The 26965-nt window shown below is 43.5% G+C and carries 19 protein-coding genes; 16 read left to right on the top strand and 3 right to left on the bottom strand.

All coding sequences use genetic code 11. The features are described from left to right. The first annotated feature begins 85 nt into the window (after positions 1 to 85). From AC1DVJ_RS01375 to AC1DVJ_RS01315, 13 genes are all read left to right on the top strand, one after another. Positions 86 to 1420: a 6-phospho-beta-glucosidase gene (locus AC1DVJ_RS01375; protein ID WP_477587768.1), complete on the top strand. Its 1335-nt coding sequence runs from the start codon at positions 86 to 88 to the stop codon at positions 1418 to 1420. Between the two features lie 113 nt (positions 1421 to 1533). Further along, positions 1534 to 2520 carry a BadF/BadG/BcrA/BcrD ATPase family protein gene (locus tag AC1DVJ_RS01370; protein WP_477587767.1) on the top strand — a complete coding sequence of 329 codons (987 nt, stop codon included), beginning with the start codon at positions 1534 to 1536 and terminating at the stop codon, positions 2518 to 2520. Beyond that, a complete protein-coding gene (locus AC1DVJ_RS01365; RefSeq protein ID WP_477587766.1) occupies positions 2517 to 3254 on the top strand; it encodes a sugar isomerase domain-containing protein in 738 nt (245 codons plus the stop codon). The genes AC1DVJ_RS01370 and AC1DVJ_RS01365 overlap by 4 nt, the downstream gene beginning before the upstream one ends. Continuing rightward, positions 3251 to 4924 (top strand): protein O-GlcNAcase, encoded by a 1674-nt coding sequence (locus AC1DVJ_RS01360; protein ID WP_477587764.1) that lies wholly within the window; start codon positions 3251 to 3253, stop codon positions 4922 to 4924. Before AC1DVJ_RS01365 ends, AC1DVJ_RS01360 begins: the two co-directional genes overlap by 4 nt. Before the next feature lies 1 nt (position 4925). Then, positions 4926 to 6194: an ABC transporter substrate-binding protein gene (locus AC1DVJ_RS01355; RefSeq protein ID WP_477587762.1), complete on the top strand. Its 1269-nt coding sequence runs from the start codon at positions 4926 to 4928 to the stop codon at positions 6192 to 6194. A gap of 72 nt (positions 6195 to 6266) precedes the next feature. Further along, positions 6267 to 7148: a carbohydrate ABC transporter permease gene (locus tag AC1DVJ_RS01350; protein WP_477587761.1), complete on the top strand. Its 882-nt coding sequence runs from the start codon at positions 6267 to 6269 to the stop codon at positions 7146 to 7148. Between the two features lie 19 nt (positions 7149 to 7167). After that, a complete protein-coding gene (locus AC1DVJ_RS01345) occupies positions 7168 to 8037 on the top strand; it encodes a carbohydrate ABC transporter permease (protein WP_477587759.1) in 870 nt (289 codons plus the stop codon). Next, on the top strand, positions 8034 to 9212 hold the full coding sequence (locus AC1DVJ_RS01340; protein WP_477587757.1) for an ROK family protein: 1179 nt from the start codon (positions 8034 to 8036) through the stop codon (positions 9210 to 9212). Before AC1DVJ_RS01345 ends, AC1DVJ_RS01340 begins: the two co-directional genes overlap by 4 nt. A 20-nt stretch (positions 9213 to 9232) precedes the next feature. Then, entirely contained in the window at positions 9233 to 10639 is a 1407-nt protein-coding gene (locus AC1DVJ_RS01335) for a nucleotidyltransferase family protein (protein WP_477587755.1), read from the top strand. 206 nt (positions 10640 to 10845) lie between these two features. Beyond that, the gene (locus tag AC1DVJ_RS01330) at positions 10846 to 12969 is read left to right on the top strand and encodes an S-layer homology domain-containing protein (RefSeq protein WP_477587753.1); all 2124 of its coding nucleotides are present in this window, start codon (positions 10846 to 10848) and stop codon (positions 12967 to 12969) included. Between the two features lie 19 nt (positions 12970 to 12988). Continuing rightward, positions 12989 to 13984 (top strand): two-component regulator propeller domain-containing protein, encoded by a 996-nt coding sequence (locus AC1DVJ_RS01325; RefSeq protein ID WP_477587751.1) that lies wholly within the window; start codon positions 12989 to 12991, stop codon positions 13982 to 13984. Between the two features lie 15 nt (positions 13985 to 13999). Continuing rightward, positions 14000 to 15520 (top strand): hypothetical protein, encoded by a 1521-nt coding sequence (locus AC1DVJ_RS01320; protein ID WP_477587750.1) that lies wholly within the window; start codon positions 14000 to 14002, stop codon positions 15518 to 15520. A 377-nt stretch (positions 15521 to 15897) separates the two neighbouring features. Next, complete coding sequence (locus tag AC1DVJ_RS01315; protein WP_477587749.1) at positions 15898 to 20451, top strand: S-layer homology domain-containing protein; 4554 nt, start codon at positions 15898 to 15900, stop codon at positions 20449 to 20451. 216 nt (positions 20452 to 20667) lie between these two features. Here AC1DVJ_RS01315 and AC1DVJ_RS01310 read toward each other — a convergent pair whose 3' ends face one another. Beyond that, entirely contained in the window at positions 20668 to 21651 is a 984-nt protein-coding gene (locus AC1DVJ_RS01310; RefSeq protein ID WP_477587747.1) for an N-acetylglucosamine kinase, read from the bottom strand. 259 nt (positions 21652 to 21910) lie between these two features. On the opposite strand from AC1DVJ_RS01310, the gene ade reads away from it, so the two are divergent. The 3 genes from ade to AC1DVJ_RS01295 all read left to right on the top strand — a co-directional run bounded on the left by ade (position 21911) and on the right by AC1DVJ_RS01295 (position 25295). After that, positions 21911 to 23707 (top strand): adenine deaminase, encoded by a 1797-nt coding sequence (gene ade, locus AC1DVJ_RS01305; RefSeq protein ID WP_477587745.1) that lies wholly within the window; start codon positions 21911 to 21913, stop codon positions 23705 to 23707. Between the two features lie 213 nt (positions 23708 to 23920). Further along, positions 23921 to 24796, top strand: a complete 876-nt coding sequence (locus tag AC1DVJ_RS01300; RefSeq protein ID WP_477587743.1) for a DUF4846 domain-containing protein — start codon at positions 23921 to 23923, stop codon at positions 24794 to 24796. Positions 24797 to 24887: 91 nt separating this feature from the next. Beyond that, a complete protein-coding gene (locus AC1DVJ_RS01295; protein WP_477587741.1) occupies positions 24888 to 25295 on the top strand; it encodes a VOC family protein in 408 nt (135 codons plus the stop codon). A gap of 123 nt (positions 25296 to 25418) precedes the next feature. Here the strand turns inward: AC1DVJ_RS01295 and AC1DVJ_RS01290 are convergent, their stop codons facing one another. After that, on the bottom strand, positions 25419 to 26186 hold the full coding sequence (locus AC1DVJ_RS01290; RefSeq protein WP_477587740.1) for an ABC transporter permease: 768 nt from the start codon (positions 26184 to 26186) through the stop codon (positions 25419 to 25421). Beyond that, a complete protein-coding gene (locus AC1DVJ_RS01285; protein WP_477587739.1) occupies positions 26187 to 26948 on the bottom strand; it encodes an ABC transporter ATP-binding protein in 762 nt (253 codons plus the stop codon). Positions 26949 to 26965: the final 17 nt, after the last annotated feature.

Below are 26965 nucleotides of genomic sequence, written 5' to 3'. Positions count from 1 at the left end.
TGTCTTGACTTAATGTTACTTCAAAAACTATAATCAGCTTATATTGTTATAACAAATAACCTAATCATCACTGGGGGGATCATTAATGAATCAAAAGAGGAATTTAAAAGTTGCGGTGATTGGTGGCGGTTCGTCTTATACACCGGAGTTGGTAGAGGGGTTTATTAAACGCCATGCTGAGCTGCCAGTCAAAACCTTATATTTGGTAGATGTTGAAGAAGGAAAAGAAAAACTCGAGATTGTGGGTGCACTGGCTAGACGTATGGTGGAGAAAGCCGGTCTAGATATCGATATACATCTAACACTGGATAGACGCGAGGCGATTCGCGGAGCAGATTTCGTGACGACACAGCTTCGAGTGGGACAGTTAGAAGCAAGACAACGGGATGAACGTATTCCGCTTAGATACAACTGCATTGGACAAGAGACTACTGGGGCTGGTGGCTTTGCGAAAGCACTTCGAACTGTTCCTGTCATATTGGATATTTGCAAAGACATTGAAGAACTTGCACCAAATGCATTTTTGCTGAATTTTACAAATCCGGCAGGAATCGTTACAGAAGCTGCTTTGAAATATGGGAAGATTCGGACTATAGGCTTGTGTAATTTGCCAATCGGTCAAAAAATGCAAATCGCTGAAACCTATGGGATAGATGTATCGAGGGTTCAGGTTGAAATGATTGGAATTAACCATCTGAACTGGACGACCAAAGTGGAAGTCGATGGTGTAGATGTTACGAAAGAATTTCTAAGTAAGGCTGCTGGAGCAGCGGGATTGACCATGAAGAATATTCCGGATCTTGGCTGGGATGACTATTTCTTATCGTCGCTTGGATCCCTACCATGTGGGTATCATCGTTATTATTACATGAAAGAAGTAATCCTAAACGAGCAATTAGAGGAATTGGCGAGCACAGGAACGCGTGCTGATGTTGTGAAACAAGTGGAAGCGGAATTGTTCGAATTGTATAAGGATCCTAACTTGTCTATTAAGCCTCCACAGCTGGAGCAGCGGGGCGGAGCTTACTATTCCGAAGTAGCTGTTAACTTGATGTCTTCGATATACAACAATACGAAGGATATTCAAACGGTAAATGTGAAGAATAATGGCATTATCGCATGCCTTCCGAATGATGCCAGCATTGAGGTCAATTGTGTGATCGACGCTAGCGGAGCCCACCCAATTCAACTCACAACACCGATTGGACCGGAAATCAGAGGTCTCTTGCAGGTTGTGAAAGCCTATGAAGAGTTAACTGTGGAAGCTGCGGTACACGGCAATTATGATGCAGCGCTGCAAGCGTTGACAATTCATCCATTAGTGGGTTCTATCGAGAAAGCTAAGCTAATTTTGGATGATATTTTGGCTGAAAATGAGTCGTTCTTGCCTAGATTTAACAAGGCGGCAGCATTATTTTAATAGTTATTTTAATACATGAAATTACCATTGGATTAAAACAGTTAAACAAGTTATCCTTGGTTGTGCCCGTCCAGAACACACTGAAAAAAGTGACTTGCTAGGGATGTGAAACCATGTTGAACAGGAAAATCTTTTTGGGTATTGATGGCGGAGGTACCCGTTCGACCGCTGTCGCGGTAGATACTGAGGGTAACGTAATTGCAAAAGTCGTTGGCGGTTCTATCAATTATTACTCCAACGGTATGCAACTTGCCCGCCATCATTTGAAAGTGATGTTAGATAAATTGGCTGACACTCACGGGATAGATCAGTATGAATCGGTTTTCATCGGGAATTCAGCACTGAATATGCGTGCCTCTGATGAGCTGATCGAAACATTTACGGGCGGTTTAGTAAATAGCAAATCCGTCTATATGCATAGTGACTCGTATATTGCCTTAATGTCCCTAACCGTTGAAAAGCCAGGTGTCCTCATTATTAGCGGGACTGGCTCAATGGGAATGGCGAAAGGCAACAACGACCACATCGTAACGAATGGCGGTTGGGGTTACTTGCTCGGTGACGAAGGAAGTGCTTATTATATCGCGCTTCAAGGCATTAAAAGTGCAATTAAGGCACACGATAATCGTGGAGAAACGACACTTCTGCAGCAATCACTTCATACTTTTTTTGGAACCGAAAGTTTGGACGATTTGGTTGAAAAATGCTACAACCCACCAATGGAAAGGCATGTTATTGCGGGCTTTGCTTCTGAAGTTGCCCGTTGTGCAGAGCAAGGGGATAACGCAGCGCAGGGCATTATTGACCAAGCCATAGAAGATCTGGTTAAACATGCGATAGCATTGGTGCAACGCATTGAAATTTTCGAAATTACCATCGGTGCAAGCGGCGGTGTTTTCACTAATAACCCTTATATTTTCAATGAATTCAAGCAGCGTCTTGAACAAAAATATCCGCTGTCTTTCGTTACTTTGCTTGAGTTCCAGCCTGAATTAGGTGCTATATTTGCTTGTTTTCAGCACAACGGCATGCAAATGGATCCATCAATCAAAGAGCGAATGAAAATGAGCTATGAATTAACAGCAGGGGGTGTAAGATGACGGCGGGATCGAGATATCTGAATGGATTACGAACACTTTTTCATGAGCTTGAGCAGGTAGAATTGAAGAACATTCAGCAAGCTGCAAAGGTGATTGCGGATGCGATCATAGCAGGACGCATGTTGCATGTATTCGGAACCGGCCATTCACACATGCTGGCGGAAGAATTGTTTTATCGTGCCGGTGGATTGGCTTGCATCAATCCTATTATGGAAGAAGGTCTGATGCTTCATCGGAATGCGGTCCAAAGCACGGATTTGGAGCGACTTGAAGGATTGGCGTCCATCATTTTCAAGCAACAGTCTGCGAAGGCTGGAGACGTTATTATTATAGCCTCGAACTCGGGAAGAAATGCTGCCAATATTGAGATGGCGCTTGTCGCTAAAGCGCATGGACTTTCTGTCATAGCCATCACGAGTCTCAACCATGCGGGATCGTCGGATTCCAGACATAGCAGTGGGAAAAAGCTGCATGAGATTAGCGATATTGTTATCGATAATCATGGTTGCATTGGCGATGCATCTGTTGACATTGCAGGCTTGGACGTGAAAGTAGCACCAACTTCTACTGTCATTGGCGCAGCGATTGTAAATGCCATCGTGGCGGAAGTCGTGGAGCTGATTGTAAAGGATGGGAAAGTGCCAGAGGTATTCGCCAGTAGTAATACAGACACTGGAGAGCAGTATAATTCCCAGTTAATTCAACAATATAAAGGGGTTGTTCGTAGTTTATGACGATTCCTAAGATACCTACAGTTTCATCGATCGGTGATGGCAGCTCTGTTATTCAAAGCTGGTGCCAACAGCATGGATTTGAATATATAGGGGAAACGGGTGGCGAGATTACAATAGTTTCAATGAAATCTTCGGAGCCCAGATTCACCTACATAGCCGAGACCAGTTCGGTTTCAGATGAAATCTATGAACTGGCGATTGAAGCTAGACATGTGACAATCACTTTCGGTGGACTCCGCGCTTTACGATATGCCATGAATGCGATCGGGGACATGGTGAAACGTCAGGCATGGCAAGATGGCGTGCAATACGATTACCCGCGGTTTGCTCTAAGAGGTATTATCGAAGGATTCTATGGTCAGCCCTGGAATCAAGAACAGCGATTGGACATGCTTCAATTTATTGCTTCACGCAATATGAATACGTATATTTATGGACCTAAGGATGATGCTTATCATCGTGAACGTTGGAGAGATCTGTATGACCCGCAGTCCTATGAGAGATTGACTGAAGTATTCTCTAAAGCCTGCGAAGTGGGATTGGACTTCTACTATTGCATTGCACCAGGCTTGTCCATGCGCTATTCCAGCGAAGAAGACTATCGCATCTTGGTACGTAAGGTACGGCAAATGTTTGAGATGGGTGTAAGACACTTCGGCTTGCTGCTGGATGACATTCCAGAGAAACTACAGCATCCAGAGGATATTGCAGCCTATCCGGATCTTGTTGCTGCACATGTTCATCTAGTCAACCGTTTCTTCGAGGAAATCAAGCAATGGGATGCTAGCATCCGGCTTGTTGCCTGCCCAACGCAATATTGGGGAAAAGGAAACGAACGATATATCTCTAAGCTTGGCGGAGGTTTACATCCGAGTATTGACTTGTTCTGGACCGGTCGAAACATTTGCTCGCAAGAGATTACGTTGATGGAAGCAGCGGTGTTTACGCAAAACACCTATCGGAAACCGTTATATTGGGATAATTATCCCGTAAACGATATGGAAATGACCGATGAAATGCATATCGGCCCGTATCAGCAGCGAGACCCGCACTTATACCGATTCTCAAGAGGAATCATTGCTAACGCGATGGAGTTTGCGGAAAGCTCTAAAATTTCGATTAGCACGGTTGCTTCCTACTTATGGGATCCACTTCGCTACGATGCGGAATTGAGCTGGCGCGAGGCTATTGAAGAGATAGCCGGAAGCAAGGACTACTTAGATGTGCTTCGATTTGCAGATAATGTGCGCTACTCCTGTTTATATCCAACGGATTCGCCAACGCTTGCCGCGGCCTTAATGCGATTTGATTTCGATTACTTCTATGGCGATCGAATGAAAGCGATAGATGAGCTAGCAGTCTTAGTCACTGAAATGAATACGGTTGCAGAGAAGTTGCAGTCGGATCATCTTGATAACAAAGCGCTCCAACATGAGCTGCTTCGCTGGATCCGTAAATATGCCGCGGGATGCGAATTATTGCAGGCCTGTATAGCATATTTCCGTTCAGGAGATATAGGAGTTTTAGAAGAAATTCGTATCCAATACCTTACATATCGTGGTGATGCCACCTATGTATTCGCTGATGTGCTCGTTGCTTTCCTAAATAAAGTTACTGAAAATGGCTTTGACAACAACAAAAATATGGATCTTAAAGGGAGCGAATTTTAAAATGAAAAAATTACTTGCTGGTCTTACTGTCATTTGTGCCGTTACTGCATTGGTTGGGTGCTCGAACTCTTCAGAATCAGGTGACAAATTTACGCTTCGTATTGCTCAAGGATCGCCAGGTGAAGAAGTTGCGAAGGTTTGGGAACAAGTGAAAGACAAGTACCAAGAGAAATATCCGAATGTCAAAGTTGAATTGATCATTCAAGATACGGATATGTACCAAACGATTGGCCTTCCGAACTTGTTGAACGGCAAGAATGCACCTGATCTGTACTTCGAATGGCCAGGTGAACGTCTTAAAACAAGAGTGAAAGATGGATTCGCAGCTGATTTAACAGAAGCTCTTAAACAAGATGGTTTGAAAGATATGTTCGATGCAGGGGATTTCAAAGGCATGGCGATTGATGGCAAAACATACATGATTCCAACTGCGAGTGATGTTACCAATGTCATGTGGTACAACAAAAAAATGTTTAAAGATCTAGCGTTAGAAGCTCCAAAAACGTGGGATGAATTCATGGCTGTATGTGCGAAGTTGAAAGCAGCTAAAATTACGCCTATCGCTTCCGGTAACAAAGATCTGTGGCCTGCTGGTAACTGGAATGCACACGTGCTTTCAAGAGTTGTCGGAGAACAAGCTTATGCGGATGCGATGGAATTGAAAATCCCATTCAACTCACCTGACTTTGTTAAAGGTATGAATGCGATGAAGCAACTATGGGATAACAAATACATTAATGACAGTGTTAATGGTATCAACGACACAGAGGGATCTGTCCTGTTCTTTAATGGCGAAGCAGCTATGTATCCGATTGGCAGCTGGTTGGTTGCTATGGCGGAAGATGCGAAACCGGATTTCGAGTATGGCTATTTTAATCTTCCATCAATCGCTGGCGGTAAGGGTGATCAAAACAGCGTCCTTGGTGTAATGAATGGTTTCGTTGTGAACAAGAAGTCTGCTCATTTCCAAGCGGCTGTTGATTTTATGAAAATGTACAGCGCACCAGAGTTTTCAGCTCTGCTTAATGAAGCAGGTCAAACACCTATAGCTAAAGGCGGCGTTGATCCTAAGGATGTAAATCCGATCTCGCAAAGCTTGATCACGATGCTGAAACAATCGAAAACGATGGTTTCTCCTCCAGACACTGGTTACAACATTGAGGTTGCAACTGCTCTGAATACGGCAACATCTGCAGTACTTGGCGGCGTGAGTACGCCGGAGAAAGCTTTAGAAGAATTGGATAAGAAAGTAGCAGCATTGAAAAAATAACATCACAAAGATTGTCCGGTGTACGAGATCATGCGGCACCGGATGATCACTAATGACTTCGGAGGTGATGAAGTGAATCGGAAATTTCGACTAACCCCATATTTATTTGTTGGTCCTGCTGTACTTGTATTTTGCTTTACAATTTTAATACCGATCCTCATGACCCTAGCCTTTAGTTTTTACGATTGGAATGGCTTCGGTACGATGAAGTTTATCGGTTTCGATAACTACCTTCGAGCTTTCAAAGACCATATTTACCTCATGTCCTATTGGCACATCCTCATCTATATTGTCTTGACGATTATCCTAGAAGTTGCGGGTGGTCTGCTCCTCGCGGGACTCATAACAGTGAAAATGAAAGGAACAGGCCTCTTTCGCGTTGCCTTCTTTACACCGGTTATGCTTCCGATGGTCATTGTATCCTTCTTATGGAAATTTGTATTTAATTCCGATTTTGGATTGTTGAACGCCGTATTAAGAGCCGTAGGACTAGATAACTGGACGCACGTTTGGCTTGGTGATCCCAAGACAGCACTTCTGGCGATTTGTGTAGTATCAGGCTGGGTATATGCCGGTTTCTACATGACTATTTTCTATGCAGGTATTCAACGAATTCCCAACGATATTTACGAGTCTGCTTATCTTGACGGCGCGACCGAAAAAGATATCTTCTTCAAAATTAAAATCCCAATGATCAAGAACCTCATAGAAGTAGCATTCATGTTATGCGTACTTGGCGGATTTCAAGGGTTTGATCTATTCTACGTAATGACCAATGGTGGACCTTATAATTCAACTGAAATTGTTACAACGTATTTGGTTAAAGTCGTATTTAGTAATATGAGCATCGGTTATGGCTCCGCGCTTGCTGTCATTATGACGGTAGTTATTGTGATCGTCGGTCTTTTATTTAATGGATTGAAGAAAAAAGATAAAGACGCGCTGGAATACTAACGAAAGGAGGGCTGTTTTCATGGCAGTTGCCTCGCAAACACAAAGCTTAGCAGGTCAAGGTAAGAACAAGAATAAATGGTCACTTCGCATCGTCTATTATACATTTATGTCCGTATTAGCCCTTGTTTATTTCTACCCGATGATTTGGATGGTCTTTTCCTCGTTTCGAGAGAATCGTGAAATTTTCAAAACTCCTTTCGCCTTGCCTTCCAAAATCAATTTAGGAAACTGGGTTGATGCATGGAAAGTCGGTCATATGAGCACTTATGCAATGAACAGTGTGATCGTCACTTCGCTTACAGTGGCATTTATCCTCTTGTTGGGATGTCTTGCTGCGTTTGCTTTTAGTAAATTGAAGTTTAAGGGTAGTAAACTGTTGCTGGCGCTTTTTGTATTTGGTTTGTTTATGCCGCTTCAGTCGTTCTTCATTGCGCAAAGCTACATGTTTGAACAAATGCATATCAAGGATTCCTATTGGGCTCTTATCCTTCCTTATATCGGAATGGGGCTACCTCTAGCGATTTTTCTATTAAAAGCATTTCTCGATTCCGTACCAAAGGAAATGATGGAAGCGGCGAGTATTGATGGATGTGGRGAATTAAGATTATTTATTCGCATTATCTTGCCTTTGATGGCTCCTGGTATGGCTACTGTAGCGATTTTCTCGTCCCTTAATGCTTGGAACGAGATGCTGCTTGCCCTGCTATATATCCAGAATGATGCTTTGAAGACGATTCCTGTCGGTTTACTTGCTTTCTCAAGCCGTCATGTGACGGATTACAAGCTATTGTTCTCTGCTCTTTCATTGATTACGATTCCGATGATTGGCGTCTATGTGTTGTTCCACAAAAATATTGTTAGCGGTCTGACAGAGGGATCCCTAAAATGAGCCATTTCCAGCAACCTGTAAGTATTCATCAAATTAAAATACGCAACAGGAAGCTTGTATTTAAGGATATGCAAGCGATCGGAGTGACGAATAGACTGGAAATCGCGAAAAGAACGCATTTAAGCGCGGCTACCGTCTCTACGATCGTTGAAGAGTTTAATAAAAAAAACATGATTCAAGAGTCGAAAGATGGCAAGGTTGCAATTGGCCGGAAGCCTAGTTTATTGCAATTCATGCCAGAAACGAAGAAAACGATCAGTATTGATTTAACCAGTAGAAATATGAGCTATGCGGTGAAGCGGCTTGATTTGGTGACCACGGAAAGCTTTATGTACAAATACAATTCGAACCTATCATATGGCGAAAATCTAGCTGCGTTATGCAATGAGATTCGAGACTTGTTGAATCGTTTAGAGTTGGATTCTGAGGTTCTCGGAATCGGCGTATCTGTTCCAGGACCCTATCATGTGAGTCAAGACCGCGTCATCAATAAGCTGATTCCTGAAATCGGAGAAGTGCGGCTGCATCATGAATTTACGAAGTATCTGACTCCGTATACAATCCTGATTGATCATGATGTGAAATTGGCAGCTACGGCCGAGATACAGTTCATTCCTAAATTTGAAGAAAAGTCTGTTTTCTTCTTATATGTAGGAGATGGCGTCGGTGGAGCTTTATCCATAGGCGAGCATATTTACAGTGGAGCGCATGGCTTTGCCGGAGAAATTGGTCAAATGATCATTCAGGATGGCACTCGACTGGAACAATTGCTTTCTTGGACAACCTTTGTTCAAAGGGTTTCAACGACTTTGGGGTTAACTGAAGCTGAAGCCGAAGGCGCGGCAGATGAGCTGGAGGCACTGGTTTTTAGCAAGTCCAATGAAGAAGATGCTGCATTTCTACAGGAACTAGGACGAATAGCAGAATGGTTCAGTGTCGCTATTACGAATATTGCTTGGCTCTACAATCCGAATGTCGTACTGATAGGCGGCTCATACAATAGGTTTGGTGACAAGCTATTGAGAATGATCTCCGAAGGTTTGCGCCATAGATTGATGCCAGAATTATTCGAGAGCTTGACGCTGGGCTATTCTCACTTTCAGGAAAAGAGTTCATTGGTTGGAGCGGCCATTATGACACGCGACTACTGGTTGGAACATCTTGATGGATACTAAAGGCTGCGGAGGTATATGAGATGAAGACGGCTGTCATTTTGGCGGCGGGTGATGGTACCCGCGTGTGGCCTTATGCGGAGATTAGACCCAAAGCTATGATTCCAATAGCGAATAAACCTATTATCGCGCATCAGGTCGATATGCTTAAAGAGCTTGCGTTCGAGCATATCATCATCGTTGGCGGACGTATGAGTGAGCAAATTACGAATTACTTCTGCAGAAGCGGCTCGCAAGACACTGAATTATCATGCAAAATAACTGTAATAAAAGCAAATGCTAGCGGCCCAAGAGGAACAGCGTTCTCGTTAGCTTCTGCTATGGGATTGATCGAGGAGGAACGATTCCTGGTTCTGTACGGGGATACGTTGTTGGAACGAACTGATATAGCTGAATTAATAGCTTCTCTTCAATCTGGCGCTGAAAAGGCAGCAGTACTCGTTACACCGCTTCGTAATGAAGCTCCGCAGGACTGGATTTGCTGCCGTTTAGATGCGGATCATCGCGTTGAAAGCATTATGGGGCACCCCAGAGGAGATTACTCGCATCGGATGTGTGCTTTCGCCTTTCATAAATCGTTCTTGCCGTATGCTGCCGCGAATTCTGGTATCTTTACGAATGTGCAGGTTGGCATGATGCCGCCGGTAGAAGGACATTTGGAGATGTCTCTGGCTGATTGGATGGCCGACGGGTTTAAAGTAACATCCGTGGAAGTCAAAGGTTTGTTTATGGACATCGATAAGCCTTGGCATATTCTGCAAGCCAATGATTTATTGGTACAAAAACTGTGCGGTGACTTAAAGCAGCATGAGCTGGCTAATGGAGCATCCATCGATGAAAGTGCAACGATTAAGGGATTTGTAAAACTAGGTGAGAATAGCAGAATCGGGAAAAATGTCATGATTGAAGGCAATCTAATTGTTGGTAACGATACGGTTATCGAGAATGGCGCGATTTTGCAAGGGAATCATGTTATCGGAAATGGGACCTATATCGGCAATTACTGCTTCCTGTCTRCTGGTTCTACGGTGGGTAACCGCTGCGTCATTAACCATTGTGCGGAATTGGACGGTATGATCCTGGATACTGTGTATTTGTACCATTACATGGAGTTCTATGGGATTATTGGGACTTGTACCGATTTAGGCGCAGCTACGGTTTGCGGCACGCTTCGTTTTGATGATGGGGAAACAACGCACCGTATCAAAGGCCGCAGGGAAACACCACGTGAGCATTCCAATGCTACTTATTTGGGCGATTACGCTAGGACTGGTGTCAATGCGATTCTGATGCCAGGGGTTAAAGTTGGCGTATATAGCTTAGTAGGTCCTGGAGTGTTACTAGAGGAAGATGTTCCTAATCGGACTATGGTTAGTGTTAAACAGCAATTGTCTACCAAAGAATGGGGACCGCAACGATACGGGTGGTAATGAAATATTGTAGTAACAAATAATGATTGACAATTTGTTACTACAATATTTATACTAAGAAAGTAATGTTACTACATTAGGTCGTTGGAAGGATTTGATACAAGGTTCATTTGCAAAATGTAAGCGGTTTATCATTTCGAATTTATGGAATGAAAGCAACAACTTATGATCAAGGATCTGATTTATTCAATAAGGGAGGTAGTAACATGTACAGGAAATTCAAACGTAGGCTAGTTGTACTTGTGACATCGTCCTTAGTACTAACGTCAATCTCGCTGAGTCAACCGATTTCTAATGCTGCATCATCGAAGGAAGAGATTCCAACATGGGCTGCTGAAGACATCGCGTATTGGGTTAATGCGGGACTTCTACAAGGAAAAGCGGATGGCTTGGTTCATCCAGAGGACGTAGTTACTAAAGCCGAATTCGTTACATTTGTAAACCGAGTATTTAATAATTCATTGAAGAGTACCCAATCTTTCCGGGATGTTCCTGCTGATGCTTGGTATGCAAGCGAAATTTCGAAGGCATTCGCAGCGAAGATTTTAGAAGGGGATGGCGAAGGAATTGCTGGACCTGAGGACACGATGACTAGAGAAAAGGCTGCAGTTATTATCAGCAGAGCTTTTATGGTCAAAGGCTCCGAAAACTCTTCACCGAATTTCATAGATGATAAGCAAATTTCATCTTGGGCACAAAAAGCGGTGCAAGCATTGAAGAAATTAGGGTATGTTTCCGGATTCCCTGATGGAAGTTTTAAACCAGAGAAGTTACTGACTCGCGCAGAAGCGATCAAAATGATCAATAATGTGATGGGAACATTAGTAGCAGATGCGGCAGCGCATTCTAATGTGACTGGCAAAAATTTAGTTGTAAACACAGGCGGCAGCGTACTATCGAATATCAACCTTTCCGGAGACTTGTACATAACGGCAGGTGTTGGTGAAGGCGATGTCACAATCAAAAACGCAAATATCAAAGGTACTGTTTATGTATTAGGCGGCGGAACACATAGCGTTGTTCTCGAGAATAGTACACTCGGCAATATCATCGTAAATAAGCAGAATGGTGAGGTTAGAGTCTTTCTGAGTGGAACTTCCTCCGTAGAAAATGTAGATATTCAAACGGAATCCATCCTAGAACTTGATTCTACTGCAACTGTTGAAAATCTGGATGTCAATGCGCCAACTGAAGTTAAAGGCGAAGGCGAGATTAAGAACGCAACCGTGAATGCAGATGGCACGACGTTCGAGAAAGCGCCAGTGAAAATGGAAGTGACTGTTGATCACGTTGTGGTTGATGGGAAAGAAGTGAAAAAGGGTGAGCAAGTAGCGGTTATTCCTGGTGCAGGAACACCAAACAACGGTAATGAAAATGGCAACCAGAACGGCAACGAGAATGGCAACGAGAATGGTAACAGCAATGAACTCACGCCTGGCGCTGATGCATCAATTTCAAAATTAAATGTGTATCAATACACATATGATGATGTTAAAAATCGTTTTCCTTCTACAGCTGCTGAGAAATTAGTTAAGCAGTACATCAACTTTATGCAAGATCCAACGTATTCACCTACTACAGCGAATACGGCAATGGCATCATCAGTGCCTAACTTAACAAATGCCAAAACATATGTGAATGAGAAATTCGATGTTAAACCATCTATTTTTGCTTCGATTAGAGGCGTCAACACTTCAGTATTAGATAGTTCACGCGAATATTTATGGATAGGCACGAATACAGGTGTAACTAGAATTAACTTGACTACCAACGCTATGGTTCAATACACAGCAGAGAAGAATCAATTAACGGACAACCATGTACTGCTTCTGATCCCTAAAGGAAATGGAATATATGCAATTACAGATAATGGCGTTTCCTTAATTATTCCAGCGTTAGATAAGTACAGTAATGAGGATGTATTTGCATCTTTTGATGAAACGGGATCTCAAGGGTTGGTCAAGCAGTATTTGTCCTTCATGGCGGACCCAACGTATTCACCTACTACGGCGAATACAGCAATGACAAGCTCGGTACCAACGTCGTTAACAAATGCAAAAACATACGTGAATGAGCAGTTTAATGTAAAACCTTCTATTTTTGCCTCCATGAGAGGTGTCAATACGTCAGTGATGAACGATTCCCGCACTTATTTATGGATTGGTACGAATACAGGCGTGACCAAAATTAATTTGTCTACGAACGCGATGACGAATTATACGAAGAATAACGGTCAACTTTTAGATGATCATGTACTTCTTCTAATCGCGGATGGCGAAAGTGGCGTTTATGCAATTACGGATCAAGGCGTATCTTACATTACTCAATAAAGAAAGGGGTTAAATACAAATGGTAAAGACTAAAAAAGGGTTCAAAATTGTTGCAAGTGTATTAGCCGCTTCTGTTATTTTATCGATTCCTATGGATTATGGTTATGCTGCTACAGCAGCTGGCAAGCCTGCGGGAGCCACATACGCACCAGTACAGCTTCATGCAGCTCCAACGAAAGAAATGACCTACTATAAAACGGGTGATGCTAGCATCCCAGGGAACATCAATTGGGTAACAACGAAAACTGAACTGGTATTCTTGCCTGCAACTGCAATCGGTGATGTAACAGCTGTGACGAAGGATTCGGATGGCACGTATTGGATTGGTACAACAACAGGCCTGCAACGCGTAAACTTTACTGAAGCAGATGAAAGAGATATCGTTCAGTACATGGCTGGCCCTAGATATTTGTACGGTGGAGACGATAGCGTTCAAGCAGTAGCTAGCGATAATGCAGGCGGTGTTTGGGTTAAGACAGCAAGTGGCGTGACTCATATTGCAATGCCTAAAAAGACATTGCTGGACAAAACAGTTGCGTACGAAAGATTGATGAGCACGGTTGCTGATCGTCGGGGCATGGTAACAGGAACTGGATTTACTTTCAATGATCCAGCGAACACATCAATTAATTATAATTCACCAACAGGCGTGTTTAGTTCTAATCCAAGCACGAGCGACAATGACGGACTATGGACGACAATGTATGCAATTGGAGAGATCTTCCGATACAAAGCGTTGAGAGAAGAAAACGCTCCACAAGCGGAAATCGATAAAGCGAAGGCTGCTGCACTTAAAGCATCCAAGGCGGTACTGTTTCTGGATTATGTCTCCGGTCGCGGTAATGGCTTCCCGGCACGTTCATATATGTTGACTAGTGAGGCTGGTGCTCAAACAACCGATGGAACAGATTACGGTTTCCAAAGCACGAATGGTTTCTGGTTCCACACGGTTATGGGACAACCAGATCCTAACAATATTGTTACCAATGGTGCATTAGGTTATTCTATCGCATGAGTGACGGACGATTCTTTGACTAAGAGTGGTGATAAATTGTTCACTACAGGCGGCACAGACGTCATGAACTACAATGGTATTGCTCTAAGTCAAGCGAAAATTGATCAATTTAATGCAGTTCGTCCAGTTGGTCAGAAACTAGGCGTAGACATTAAAACATCGGTTGAAACGAATGTTTATCAAGTTCTTCCAGTAATTACAGCAGCAACGAACCTAACTGTTAAGTCCAAAGATCACACGACAACCGCAGCGAATAAACCTGTTTTCCAATTGACGGTTCCAGTTCTTGAACAGATTCCACAATTCTTTAACGACTTGTTCCCGGCAAGTGTAATCGGTCAAAACGGATATATTGACCAAAACCAAATTGTCTATAAAGCAGATACATCTTCTGATGAAGTAGACGGTCATTATGCCTTGTTCTTCTCGGCATATAAATATCTTTGTGATGATAATTCAGATCCGAAACTTGTTGAGCTTAAACATCTGATTGCACAAGCGACAGATAGAATGACTAACCTCATTCTTAAAGATGGTGCTTATGGTATTGAGGACGCTACAGGAAAAATGACACAATGGTCCAAATGGTCATCGAAATATTTCAACGACAACATTGACATTATGGAGAATCAACCGCTTTGGCAAAAGAATGTAGGTGTAGATGCGAACGGTGACGACGCTCTATCCTATGGTTACGAAGATGGTCCACTGAATGTTCTTGAGATGATGGCTGCGCTGAAAACAGCTATCTATGTAACTGCTGAAGAATACCCGCTAGATCAAGCACGTTTCAAGGCTGAGTATGATAAGAGCTATGCTTCTTCTTACAGCAAAAAAGAGACATTTGAAAACGGTAAAGGCTATATTCATATGGCGCTTGAATACATCAAACGCAGATTAGTTCGCCAAGCGACGAGTGCCTATGATGAGAATGGAACCGTGGTAACACAAGATGCACCTGGTTATGCTAACAAAAAAGATGTGGATTCCAACATTAATGCTACGATCCACGACAACTGGACACRGTATATTAACTATTCCGATGAAGAACTAGGCTGGTTCCCAGTGTACCAACTTTTAGTGCTTGAGACAGATCCAGCAAGACATGCACAAATCGTAGCTGCGTACGATCAATGGTTTGCAAACGAAGTACGTGAAGAAAACCCGTTCTATACATTCCTTTATCAGTTGGCTCACCCAACTGATACGACAGTTGATTTGCAATCTGCGGTAAGATTCCTATACCGTATGCCAGAGTACAGAGTTGAATTCCCAGCACAATTTGTGCGCCAAGATGTATTCTATATTGAAAATGGTTATAGAGATAAGTACACGCAAGTAAATTACGCGTTGGCACCGGATGAAAGAACAATCATCAAGGATAACAGTAATCCATTTGCAACAAATTTCAATGGCAGTACTGTATCCTATGCCAAAAATGCAAACTACAATTACAAAGCAGGTACGATGGAAGGCGCTTCCGTATTCCTACTTCCATATTGGTTAGGCCGTTATTTTGGAATGATCCAAGAATAAGATTGAATCAATGAAGTGAAAGAGACTGTACTCAACGTAGATAACTCTACGGCGAGGACAGTCTCTTTGTCTTATTATTAGAGAGGTCGGTCAGAGCGAGGCCGCGGAATGGAGACTTAGTCGATGTTGGGAATTTCAGTATTTTGTAGTAACAATTGACCATTGACATATTGTTACTACAAAACATATACTAAGAGAGTAATGTTACTACTAAACGTGTGTATGAGTGGTTTTGGTAGTCAGGAATCGTTTGCTTCGAATCGTGATGCACATTAAATCCAAGTGTCAGCAATCGGATTAAGTTGAATAGGTTAATAATATAAGCGCTACAAACGTCGGCGATACACAAAAAAAGTGCCTAAAAAGGAGTACAGAGAATGTCGAGAAAAACTAAGAAAGTCATTTCTTCAATCGTGATTGGTAGCATGTTGTTGTCAAGTACTGCTATCACAAGTTCTGCTCTCGCAAATTCAAGTTCATCTCAAGATATCTCTACGAATTGGGCATCGGAAGTATTGCAAAAATGGACTTCCAATGGTTTATTGGAAGGTGATATTAATGGTAATTTAAACCCTGACAATGCTATAACTCGTGCGGAGTTTGTTACGATTCTTAATCGTGTTTTCAATCTTCAAAGCACTTCTGGTGCCAAAACTTTTTCTGATGCTAATCCAAATGATTGGTACTATACAGAGCTTCAAAAAGCTTCAGCGGCTGGATTATTAGATGGCGACGACAACAACCATGCTAATCCAAATGCACCGATCACACGCCAAGAAGCGGCTGTTATAATTTCAAGAGGATTCCAAGTTGTTTCTGGAACAAAAGACAGCAGCTTTAATGATCTTTCAGAAATAGCTGACTGGGCTTCGAATGCAGTTTCTACACTTACTTCTAAAGGTTACTTAAACGGAAGAGGCAATGGTGGTTTTGAACCTCTCGCTAGTATTACTCGTGCTGAATCTTTCACTATGACTGATAGAGTAATGGGAACATTAGTTAGAACTCCTGAAGAACTAGCAAAACTTCCGTCCACAATTACTGGTAACATTACGATAGCTTTCCCTAATGCTATTCTTAAAGGTTTTACTATTACTGGTGATGTTAATGTGGCTGATGCTGCTGGTACAGGTCCTGTTGTTTTTGAAAATACAAAAATAACGGGTGATCTCAGTGTTGTGGCTGCAACAAGTGTAAATTTTGTAGCTTCTTCTGTTACTGGTACTACGAATGTAACTAATGTACATGCTGCAACAACGCTAAACCTAGATTCTGCATCCTCGTTTAACATATTGACACTAAACACCTCTGCAAATGTTACTGGTACGGGCAGTATTCAAACTGCTAACATTAATACAGATGGTGTTACGATTGCCGAGCAACCTGTTAATGTAACAGTTGCATCAGGTGTTACTACTACTGTTGCTGGTAAACAGGTAACTGGAGAAACTCCTGTTGTTGCTGCTATTTCAACTGGAACAACTGTCAACATGAACAGCACACAAATTACTCGTTTGCAACCTGCAGGGTTGAATGTAGCTCTACCAATCCAATGGACAACCTCAGATCCTTATGTTGCTTACGTAGATACAATCGGTAACAGCGAAGGCAACTATGCTGGTAAAGTTTTAGGTGTTACTGCAGGAACAGCTACAATTACAGGTAAACAAGGTGCTACAACGGTTTCTGTTACTGTGACTGTTAACAATGATCCAAAACTAGCAACGAACTTGGAAAAAATCGTTTACTATTACAAAACAGGTGATACTAATATCCCTGCTGCACTTAGTTCAACAGTGTGGAGTACAACTAATATCCCTACAGCTCCTGAAGGAAAAGATTTCCCATCTGCAACTTACGCAGGTTATGTTGATGGTGAGAATGGTGTGAAGTGGTTAGTATCTAAAGATACTTTAATTAAGTCAACCTCAAAAGTGGAATTAGGTTCTGACACACCTCATGTAACAACGACTGGTATCATATCTGATGCAGTCACGTTATACGACCCTAACTTAGCTTCTGCTGACCAAGTCCAGTACCTTCAAGGTGGAAGATACATTCCTCAAACGGGTACTGCTAATACAGACTTCAACGCTAAGGAAATTATTACAAATATTATGCCTGATGGTGCTAATGGACTTTGGATATTAGGTTCTACTGGCGATGCAAATCACATTGTTCGCAAGCCTATGTCACTAATGGCTAAATCATTAGTTCAAGAAGAAATTTCTAGAAACTTTAATGATCGTTTCGGCTTCCAATCCGGCACTGTAAGTTTCACATCGCAAGATGAAATGCTTAAAGCAGTGATGAACKCGGATAAAGGTGCTGGTTCCTCACTTGGTGATACAGACAATGATGGTCTATGGACGACTATGTATGCTTCCGGTGAAATCTGGAGATACAACTACATGAAGACTACGTTTGGTGATAGTGATGCTAGAACGAAAGATGCGAAAGCGTCTGCTACTCGCGCTATTGAATCGATCGTTACTCTAGGCTATATTTCAGGTACGCAGCTTAAAGTACCTTCCAAGAACAATGTAAACGACCTTAATATCTACACTGTATTAGGTGCAAATCCTGATGGTACGGATGAAGGAAAACCTGTCTATATTGATGCTACTACAGGAAAATATACGTTAACTGCTGTAGGTAATGCTCCTGCATCTTCCGGTTTCTTCGCAAGAACCTATAAAGTTGCTGGTAAGAACAACGGTGCTATTTCAACTGACAGTAATCCAGGCTTAAACACTGCTTGGTTGCAAAAGAAGGCAGGAGAAGCTACTGACATTAATGGGAAATTGGTCAGCTATTCGGCTCCAGGAGCAAAAAACAAGGATGTACCGTATACATCATTATTAAAAGCTTATGACACTGTACCTGTTCCTTCTAGACTTGTTCAAGTTTATGCGGCTCTAAATGGTGGAGATACACAAAGTAACCTGGACAGTGGCAATGTTTACTACAAAGCTACAACATCAACGGATGAGTTAGTAGGCCATTACTTTACTCTTGATCTCGCCTATAAGGCATTCAAAGACAGCGATCCTGAACTTGCTGCGCTTATCAAGAACAACATGATTAACCATACGAATGGGATTATCTTGAACAACTACTATCAAGTAAGTATTACAGGCGAAAACCCTGTAGAGTCTCGTTTCAATCCTGATAACACGACGGAATATGCTGCAAAAGGTAATGGGTTGAATTATCCTTCTGTTCCTACTAAATGGGCCAACATGAATCCTGAATTCCTTGATGGTGTTTCGAATGCTTGGGGAAGAAATGATTATGAGGACGGTCCTCTGAATGCGACTCTTGCGCTACAAATGCTTGCAGTTGCGAAAGATATGGGTAATTACACACAAGCTGAGCGAGCTGCTCTTACTGCTCAAGGTGTATCAATGACAAGCCCTCTTGATTATGCGAACGAACTTAAAGTTATGAACGGCGATGCTCCAACTGGGACTCCAACTGCTCATAATGATTACGAAACAAGATATCCTAAAACGTATTTCTCCACTTCTCTGTTGGATATGAGCCTGCATTACCTCTCCAGATACGCTGGTATTTCTGCTCATAACGGAAGTGGAATGGGTGAGAGCGGCACATCTTACCAATCTTATCTGAACTATTCGGATGAAGAAGAAGCTGCGCTGGCTTACTATACATTAGCTCACCATACGGATACTGCTCATGCTAATGACATTTTATCTGGTATGAATCAGTGGTGGTTCCATGAGAAGAGACAGAAAAACCCATTCATGACTACTTTCTATGCAGCAGCTCTTGGTGCACTGAAAAACAAAGGCGTTAACATTGGAAATCCAACTGTTGATCTTGCTGGTTCAACTTGGCAGATGACTCGTATCCCTAATAGTTTTATGAACTGGGATGTTCTATCTGCTAACAGAAACGATGTAACGCATGTTATTCCTGATGGCATGGTTGACCAACTTATTCCTCGTGATGAAGTTATGATGTCCAAATACAACACAAATATATTCGGAACAATGGACAGAAGAACAATTGACACTGGTTTTTCAAATAGTATGGAATCTTCAACAGTCATTTCTATGCCGTATTGGTTGACGATGAATCCTACAGATGCAGCTAATGTAACTGCTCTGGGCGCGGCAATTACAGCTCCTGTAAACAAAGGAACTGAGACCTTAACTTATCCTACCAATGTTGCAGCTATGAACCCAAATGGTAACTACGATGAGACTACTCATACCTTTACCATTAATGTCGGTGAATCTGTAAGGCTTGATGCTAAGACTACTGGCTATATCAAAAGCGTTTCTTGGCTAACAGATGCTTGGGATCAAGCAGGATATGCGAATGGAAAACCTGCAATAATTAATGCTGATCCAAGCAAATTTAAAGTTATTGATCTTAGAGATTTGGCTGCTTTTGGTGAAGTCGGAAATGTTGATCCAACTGGTATCAGCATAGCAGGCGAATATGAAGGAGCTTATGCAACAGGTCTTAAACCAGGAACAGTTACAGTTACTGCCTATGTTATCGATGGATTCTTTAGAACTCCTGCGACACTAACCTATACAATCCATGTTGTTGATCCTAATGCAAGTGCAGCACCAGCACTAACAGCAACCAACTTTGCTTATCCAAATTGGCTGCAAGTAGAAATGGCTAAATCTGGCCTAAACACAGATGGAAATCCATTTGTAAGTGTTATCTATTCTTCTTCTTCTGAGACAGATGGTACTGTTGACCCTGAAACAGGTGCTATCACTTATCTGACTGGTAATGCATTCAATGTAATTGCAACTGTTGCCTATTCGGGTAGAACAGTAAATGCTGACCCTAGCGCTGATGCTGATGCATATGATGATTTGGGTGCTAGATTTGAAGAAGATAGCCATATTATGACGTTTGTATGTCCTGTTCAAAAAACTCCGTAATTTGGTGCCACGTGTTGCCAACGGATGAAAGAACAATTCCAAGAATAGATTAATGAAGTGAGAGAGACTGACTCAACGTAGATAAATCTACTGTGAGGACAGTCTCTTTTTCTTTTTAGAACCTGTAGTTAACGAAAAAAAGAAACCTCCCCATCAGTTAATGGTTGCTCCAAGCGACCATCGTATCAAGGGGAGGTTTCTTTCAATTTTAATATTTTAATGCATTGCTTCAAAATCAGAGAATTGCGATAGTTTAAGGTGAACTTCTTCGCTTACTTTGGTTCCCGTTGCTTCAATGGCCATGAGTAGAGCGCCGATTACGGGCTCAACTGTGAGTTTCTTAACCACAGCATTTGGTGCTACAGCAGCAACAGCTTCTTGAATGTATCTCAACACGAAATTGCCTTCTCCGCGCGTCAGAATGCTTCCTGCAAGCACGACGTCGAACGCTTCGCCTTCCATCCCTAATCGCGTAATAGCGGCAACAGCTGATTGGGCAAGTGCTTCTCCTTGTTGGCGCAGAATGTGAATGGCAACCGCATCGCCTGCTTTAGCTGCAGGGAACAATAGCCTTGCTAGTCTGGCAGGAGGTTGTAGATCTTGGTCCAGATAATCATTGAACATGGCAGACACGGATGAATAACCAAGCTCCTGCAGCAGAGGTTCTGTTAGAAGTGTTTCTTCCCCGCGCTTGTCCCATGCACGTATAACAGACCGGAATACTTCAACGCTAAGTGAACTACCTCCACCAAAGTCACCGTACATGTAATTGAATCCGCCGATTTGTATGATTTCGCCCGACGGACTTCGCCCCGCAGAATTTACGCCTGTACCACAGATGAGAGAGATGCCATAGGGCTTATCCGTACCAGCCCTGAGTCCGATGATCGTATCGCATACGAGTTCATATCGTGCGCTGTCGAAATCGAGCTCTGAAAGCATTTTGTGCAAAATGACGAAATCATATTCTCTGTCCGCCCCTGCAAGGCCAAAGCAACTGCGTGCTATTTGATCGATTCTTATACCAGCTTGGTTCAGGGCTTCTGCAACCGCTATGTGAATGTTCTCTTTGGCTTCCTCGTAATTTAGCTGATGGTTGCCATTACCTGCTTTTCCTTTGCCTGCGATATTACCGTGCTCATCGACGATAACCGCATACGTTTTGGTTCCGCCTCCGTCAACACCTAATACATATGTCATTGTTTGCGCTCCTAATAGTTAGATTTTTCATATATCCATTTGTTATTACATATTAATAATATATATTATGTAGTAACATTTCAATGAATACTTTTACAAATAGATAATCATAGATAATGGTTTGCACGTACAAGGCTAATGGTATACATTAATAAATTGAAAAGTATGCTAACATAGGGGCAGATTCAAGAGTTATGTGCCCAATGCGATTTTGCTTGTTGTAATCATCTTATTTTCACAAAGGAGTACTTTGACATCTATGAACTATACCAATAAAAGAAATAAACTAACCGACGTGAGCCGCCTACTAGCCAAAGTTGCCTTAGGAGAAGCCTTCGCTGAGCTCGTTATCCAAAATGGTACCTTAGTGAATGTGTATTCAGGTGAACTCATTGCGCATATGGATGTCGCGATTACTGCTGGACGCATTGCTTACATAGGGAAGGCAGATCATTCCATCGGTGACAAGACCGTCGTGATCGATGCCAATGGGAAGTACATGGTGCCAGGCCTATTGGACGGCCATATGCATGTGGAAAGCACGATGCTTTCCGTAACGGAATTTGCCAAGGCGGCGATCGTCAAAGGGACGACGGGCATTTTCATGGACCCGCATGAGATTGCGAATGTGTTTGGTTCGGAAGGTGTTCGGCTTATGCATGAGGAGGGGCAGCAACTGCGGCTTAAGGTGTTTACGACGTTCCCATCCTGCGTGCCAGCAACGAATGATTTGGAAGATGCGGGCGCAACGCTGGAAGTTGCGGATATTCAAGCGGGTCTGCAGTGGGAGAACGTGGTCGGACTGGGCGAAGTGATGAATTTCCCGGGTGTCGTGTACGGGGATCCCAAAATGTGCGGTGAAATCGAAGCGACGCTGGATAGCGGGAAGACGGTTACAGGCCATTTTCCAAGTGAGGATGATCGGATGTTTCAAGCCTATCTCGCGTCAGGCGTAACTTCCGACCACGAAACGGTCACTCGGGAGCAAGGTTTGCACAAGGTTCGCATGGGCATGCACCTGATGATTCGTGAGGGCTCTGCCTGGCATGATGTCAAAGAGGTCATCAAGATTATCACCGAGGATGGCGTGAATACGTCCAATATTTCGCTCGTCACGGATGACGTGAATCCGCAAACGCTGGTAGAGAAAGGGCATCTCAACCATGTGGCGCGACGCGCGATGGAAGAGGGGGTTAACCCAGTAACTGCGATCCAAATGGTGACGATCAATGTCGCTCGCTATTTCAAGCTCGAGCATGATCTAGGCAGTATCACACCAGGCAAATGTGCGGATATTCTATTGATCGATGATCTGCAAAAGATGGAACCTGCCACCGTCATAGCGGATGGTCAAGTCATAGCTGAGCAAGGGAAGCTCGCAGTGGAATTCCCAACCTTCACATACCCCGAGCATATTCGTAACTCGATGAATGTGAAACAGGCCCTTCAGGCTGATGACTTTAAATTGGAGACTTCGACCCAACAGGAGAAGGCGAAGGTCAATGTAGTTAAGGTCATCGAGAACAGTGCCAGAACGGAGAAAATGACAGCGGAGCTTGCTATCCAACATGGCATCATTCTGCCAGATACGGCGCAAGATATTGTCCGATTAGCGTGTATCGAACGGCACCGCGGTACCGGACAGATTTCACTTGCTTTTGCCCATGGCTTTAGCGTAAAATCCGGTGCAGTCGCCTCGACGGTCGCACATGACAGCCACAATCTCCTAGTAATGGGGATCGATGAAGCAGATATGGCTTTCGCCGCGAATGAGCTTATTCGATTAGGAGGCGGCACGATCGTTGTTGAGAACGGGGTTGTATTGGCTCTAGTTCCATTAACGATTGCAGGCCTTATGTCAGATAAATCTTTGTCTGAAGTCGTAGCGGAGGTTGCCCAGCTGGATCAAGCCTGGAAACACATCGGCTGTTCGATGAACGCGCCGTTCATGACCTTCTCCCTCATTGCCCTGCCCGTGATTCCAGAAATTCGGATTTCGAACCGCGGGCTTGTCGATGTGACCCAGTTCAAGCTGATCGATGTTGAGATTGTATAATAAATCCATACAATTCGAACCTTTTCTGAACATTAGAGAATTATGCTAATGTTCTTTTTTTTATTGGAGCAGATTATGGGGAGCATGCCGACGGAATATCGTGAGCTATCAGAGCAACTATTCGCTCCGGAGGAACGTCTATTTAACGACGCCTTTATTTTCCAATAGATAGAAAATATAGACAAAGGTCTATGAACGGAGCTGCTGCTGTTGATGAAAAAATGGATAACGGTTACTGCCCTTTCTGCGCTGCTGCTTAGTTCCTGCTCTGCCGCAGGGGAGGTACGGTCGAAAGTCGCGGATGCTGTTACGGGATCCAAATCCAACAAACAACAATTGATTCATGCGGAAGGAACAAACGTGATGGAACGGATAGCCGTTCCTAACGGTTACGAGAGGGTTCCTGTCGTGGATGGATCATATGGGGAATATTTGCGGAATCTGCCGCTGAAGCCCCATGGTTCTAAGGTGCATTTGTTTAATGGGGAGCTTAAGGCTAAAGAGGTTTACGAAGCTGTGCTCGATGTGGATGTAGGGGAGCGGGATCTGCAGCAGTGCGCCGATGCGGTTATGAGGCTGCGGGCGGAATACCTGTATGGCAGTGGCAAGTATGATAAGATTCACTTCAATTTTACAAATGGTTTTAAAGCTGACTATGCAACATGGAGGAAAGGGAATCGGATTGAAGTTTCCGGTAACAAGGTCTCATGGAGCAAACGGGGAGCGGCCTCCAACAGCTACGAGGTGTTTCGAAGTTATCTGAACATGGTATTTGCGTACGCGGGAACATTGTCCTTGTCGAAAGAAATGAAGCAGGTGCCGCTGTCAGAGATGCAGGCTGGAGATGTGTTTCTGGAAGGGGGCTCGCCGGGACATGCAATTGTCGTATTGGATATGGCTCAGAACCCCAAAACCGGTGAAAAGCTCTTTATCTTAGCTCAGGGCTACACGCCTGCACAAGACATACACGTTCTGGAGAATGAGGATAACGGGCAGGGGAACCCTTGGTATTCCACAGCGTTTGAGGGGAAGTTAAATTCCCCGGAATGGACATTTACAAAGGAACAACTGTACAGGTTCACAGATTAATGCCTAAGGGCAAACAGTATCACTCACTTGAATTGAAGGGCAGTTCACTTATAATATAAAGTGATAGTTAGTATTTAAGGAGGAGCATAAAATGGACAAGGTAATACCTTTCTTAATGTTTCAAGGTGGCAAGGCAGAAGAAGCGATGAACTATTATACCTCACTCATTGAGGATTCTGAAATTACAAACATTGTTCGGTATGGTGCTAATGAAGCTGGAGAAGAAGGAACCGTCATGCAGGCTACTTTCACATTAAAAGGGCAGGAGTTTATGTGTATTGACAGTTATGTTAAACATGCATTTGCCTTTACACCTTCGTTCTCGATTTATGTTGCTTGTCATACGGAGGAAGAAATTGATGAGCTTTATGGGAAACTTCAAGATGGTGGACAAGCTCTAATGCCATTAGGTAATTATGGTTTCAGTAAAAAGTTCGGCTGGCTGAATGACCGCTTCGGAGTTTCGTGGCAAATAAATTATCTAAATAATAAATTCTAGTTAACGAGAATTATTCTTTCAATGTTGGAGGGCGCCATTGGCGTCTTTTTTTCGTTTAAAGAATACTGTCGTAAGGCAAAATAAAAAGCACCTCTTGGGTGCTTTAACCTACGCAGGATGTATTTAAACCCGTTTTTTGTACACCCTCATTGCAAAGAAATAGGCTATGAACAAAATCCCGACGCACCACGCAAGAGCGACCCATATATCATTGCCCACTGGCTGCTCTGCCAGCAGCGCACGGATGGCATTCACGATCGAGGTTACTGGCTGGTTTTCGGCAAAGATGCGAACGACCGACGGCATCGACTCAGTCGGCACAAACGCCGAACTGATAAACGGCAGGAAGATAAGTGGATAGGAAAACGCGCTCGCACCTTCAATCGTTTTTGCAGACAGTCCGGAAATCGCCGCGACCCAAGTTAAGGCCAGTGTGAACAAAGCTAGTATGCCTATTACGGCAAGCCATGGCAGTATTCCCGCGGAAGAACGAAAGCCCATAATTAACGCTACAAGAATAATGACGATAAGCGATATGGCGTTGGACACCAGAGAGGTCAGCACATGTCCCCAAAGCAAGGCGGAACGTGAAATTGGCATCGTGTGAAACCGCTCGAATATGCCGCGCTGCTTATCCATAAACAGACGGTAAGCTGTATAGGCTATTCCGCTTGCGATCGCCATGAGCAGTATGCCTGGCAACAGGTAATTCACATAGTTATCTGTTCCGGCTTGAATGGCACCGCCTAACACATAGACGAACAGCAGCATCATCGCAATTGGCGTGATGCAGACCGTGATGATGGTGTCCATACTACGGAAAATATGGCGCATGGAACGTCCAAGCATAACGCTAATATCGATGAAGAAATGATTCTTTGTCGTCTCCATTTACTTCGCCTCCTTTTTGCCGATGATTGCGAGGAATATCTCCTCTAATGTCGGCTGTTTTTCAACATACTCCACCTTTGCGGATGGGAAGAGCTGTTTTAGCTCCGAGAGCGTGCCACTGGCGATAATTCTACCCTCGTGCAGAATGGCAATTCGGTCGGCAAGCTGCTCAGCCTCTTCCAAATACTGCGTAGTTAGGAGTACCGTCGTGCCGCCGTCGGCAAGCTCCTTGACAATCTTCCAAACCTCGATGCGTGCCTCGGGGTCAAGCCCAGTGGTCGGCTCGTCGAGGAAAATGATCTGTGGTTTTCCCACGAGACTTAAGGCGATATCGAGCCTGCGGCGCATTCCACCCGAATAAGTAGACGCCCTGCGGTCGGCGGCGTCTGTCAAGCCGAAGCGTTTAAGCAAGTCGTCCGCAACCTGACGCGGATCCTTGAGGTATCGCAGCTTGGCAATCATGATCAGGTTTTCCCGTCCGGTCAAAATTTCATCCACCGCGGCAAATTGTCCGGTCAGAGAGATCGCCTGCCGTACATGATCGGGTTTTGACGCAACATCGAATCCGTTTACGGTGGCCGTTCCGCTGTCTTGTTTGAGCAGGGTAGTGAGTATTTTAACAACTGTTGTCTTGCCCGCCCCGTTGGAGCCGAGCAGGGCGAAAATACTGCCCTTTTCCACCTCGAAATCAACGCCCTTTAGGACTTGATGCTGCTTGTAGGACTTTTGCAGTCCAATGACTTGAATCGAATTATTTGGCATAACTTCCCCCTCCTAAA

The organism is Paenibacillus sp. P4_A9 (assembly GCF_056402415.1).
This window is presented reverse-complemented; position numbering and strand designations above follow the sequence as displayed.

Coding starts and splice junctions, on each gene's coding strand:
- AC1DVJ_RS01290 (WP_477587740.1), bottom strand. CDS start 26,186: ATGGAGACGACAAAGAATCATTTCTTCATCGATATTAGCGTTATGCTT.
- AC1DVJ_RS01340 (WP_477587757.1), top strand. CDS start 8,034: ATGAGCCATTTCCAGCAACCTGTAAGTATTCATCAAATTAAAATACGC.
- AC1DVJ_RS01370 (WP_477587767.1), top strand. CDS start 1,534: ATGTTGAACAGGAAAATCTTTTTGGGTATTGATGGCGGAGGTACCCGT.
- AC1DVJ_RS01355 (WP_477587762.1), top strand. CDS start 4,926: ATGAAAAAATTACTTGCTGGTCTTACTGTCATTTGTGCCGTTACTGCA.
- AC1DVJ_RS01325 (WP_477587751.1), top strand. CDS start 12,989: ATGGTAAAGACTAAAAAAGGGTTCAAAATTGTTGCAAGTGTATTAGCC.
- AC1DVJ_RS01310 (WP_477587747.1), bottom strand. CDS start 21,651: ATGACATATGTATTAGGTGTTGACGGAGGCGGAACCAAAACGTATGCG.
- ade (WP_477587745.1), top strand. CDS start 21,911: ATGAACTATACCAATAAAAGAAATAAACTAACCGACGTGAGCCGCCTA.
- AC1DVJ_RS01360 (WP_477587764.1), top strand. CDS start 3,251: ATGACGATTCCTAAGATACCTACAGTTTCATCGATCGGTGATGGCAGC.
- AC1DVJ_RS01300 (WP_477587743.1), top strand. CDS start 23,921: ATGAAAAAATGGATAACGGTTACTGCCCTTTCTGCGCTGCTGCTTAGT.
- AC1DVJ_RS01295 (WP_477587741.1), top strand. CDS start 24,888: ATGGACAAGGTAATACCTTTCTTAATGTTTCAAGGTGGCAAGGCAGAA.
- AC1DVJ_RS01285 (WP_477587739.1), bottom strand. CDS start 26,948: ATGCCAAATAATTCGATTCAAGTCATTGGACTGCAAAAGTCCTACAAG.
- AC1DVJ_RS01375 (WP_477587768.1), top strand. CDS start 86: ATGAATCAAAAGAGGAATTTAAAAGTTGCGGTGATTGGTGGCGGTTCG.
- AC1DVJ_RS01330 (WP_477587753.1), top strand. CDS start 10,846: ATGTACAGGAAATTCAAACGTAGGCTAGTTGTACTTGTGACATCGTCC.
- AC1DVJ_RS01365 (WP_477587766.1), top strand. CDS start 2,517: ATGACGGCGGGATCGAGATATCTGAATGGATTACGAACACTTTTTCAT.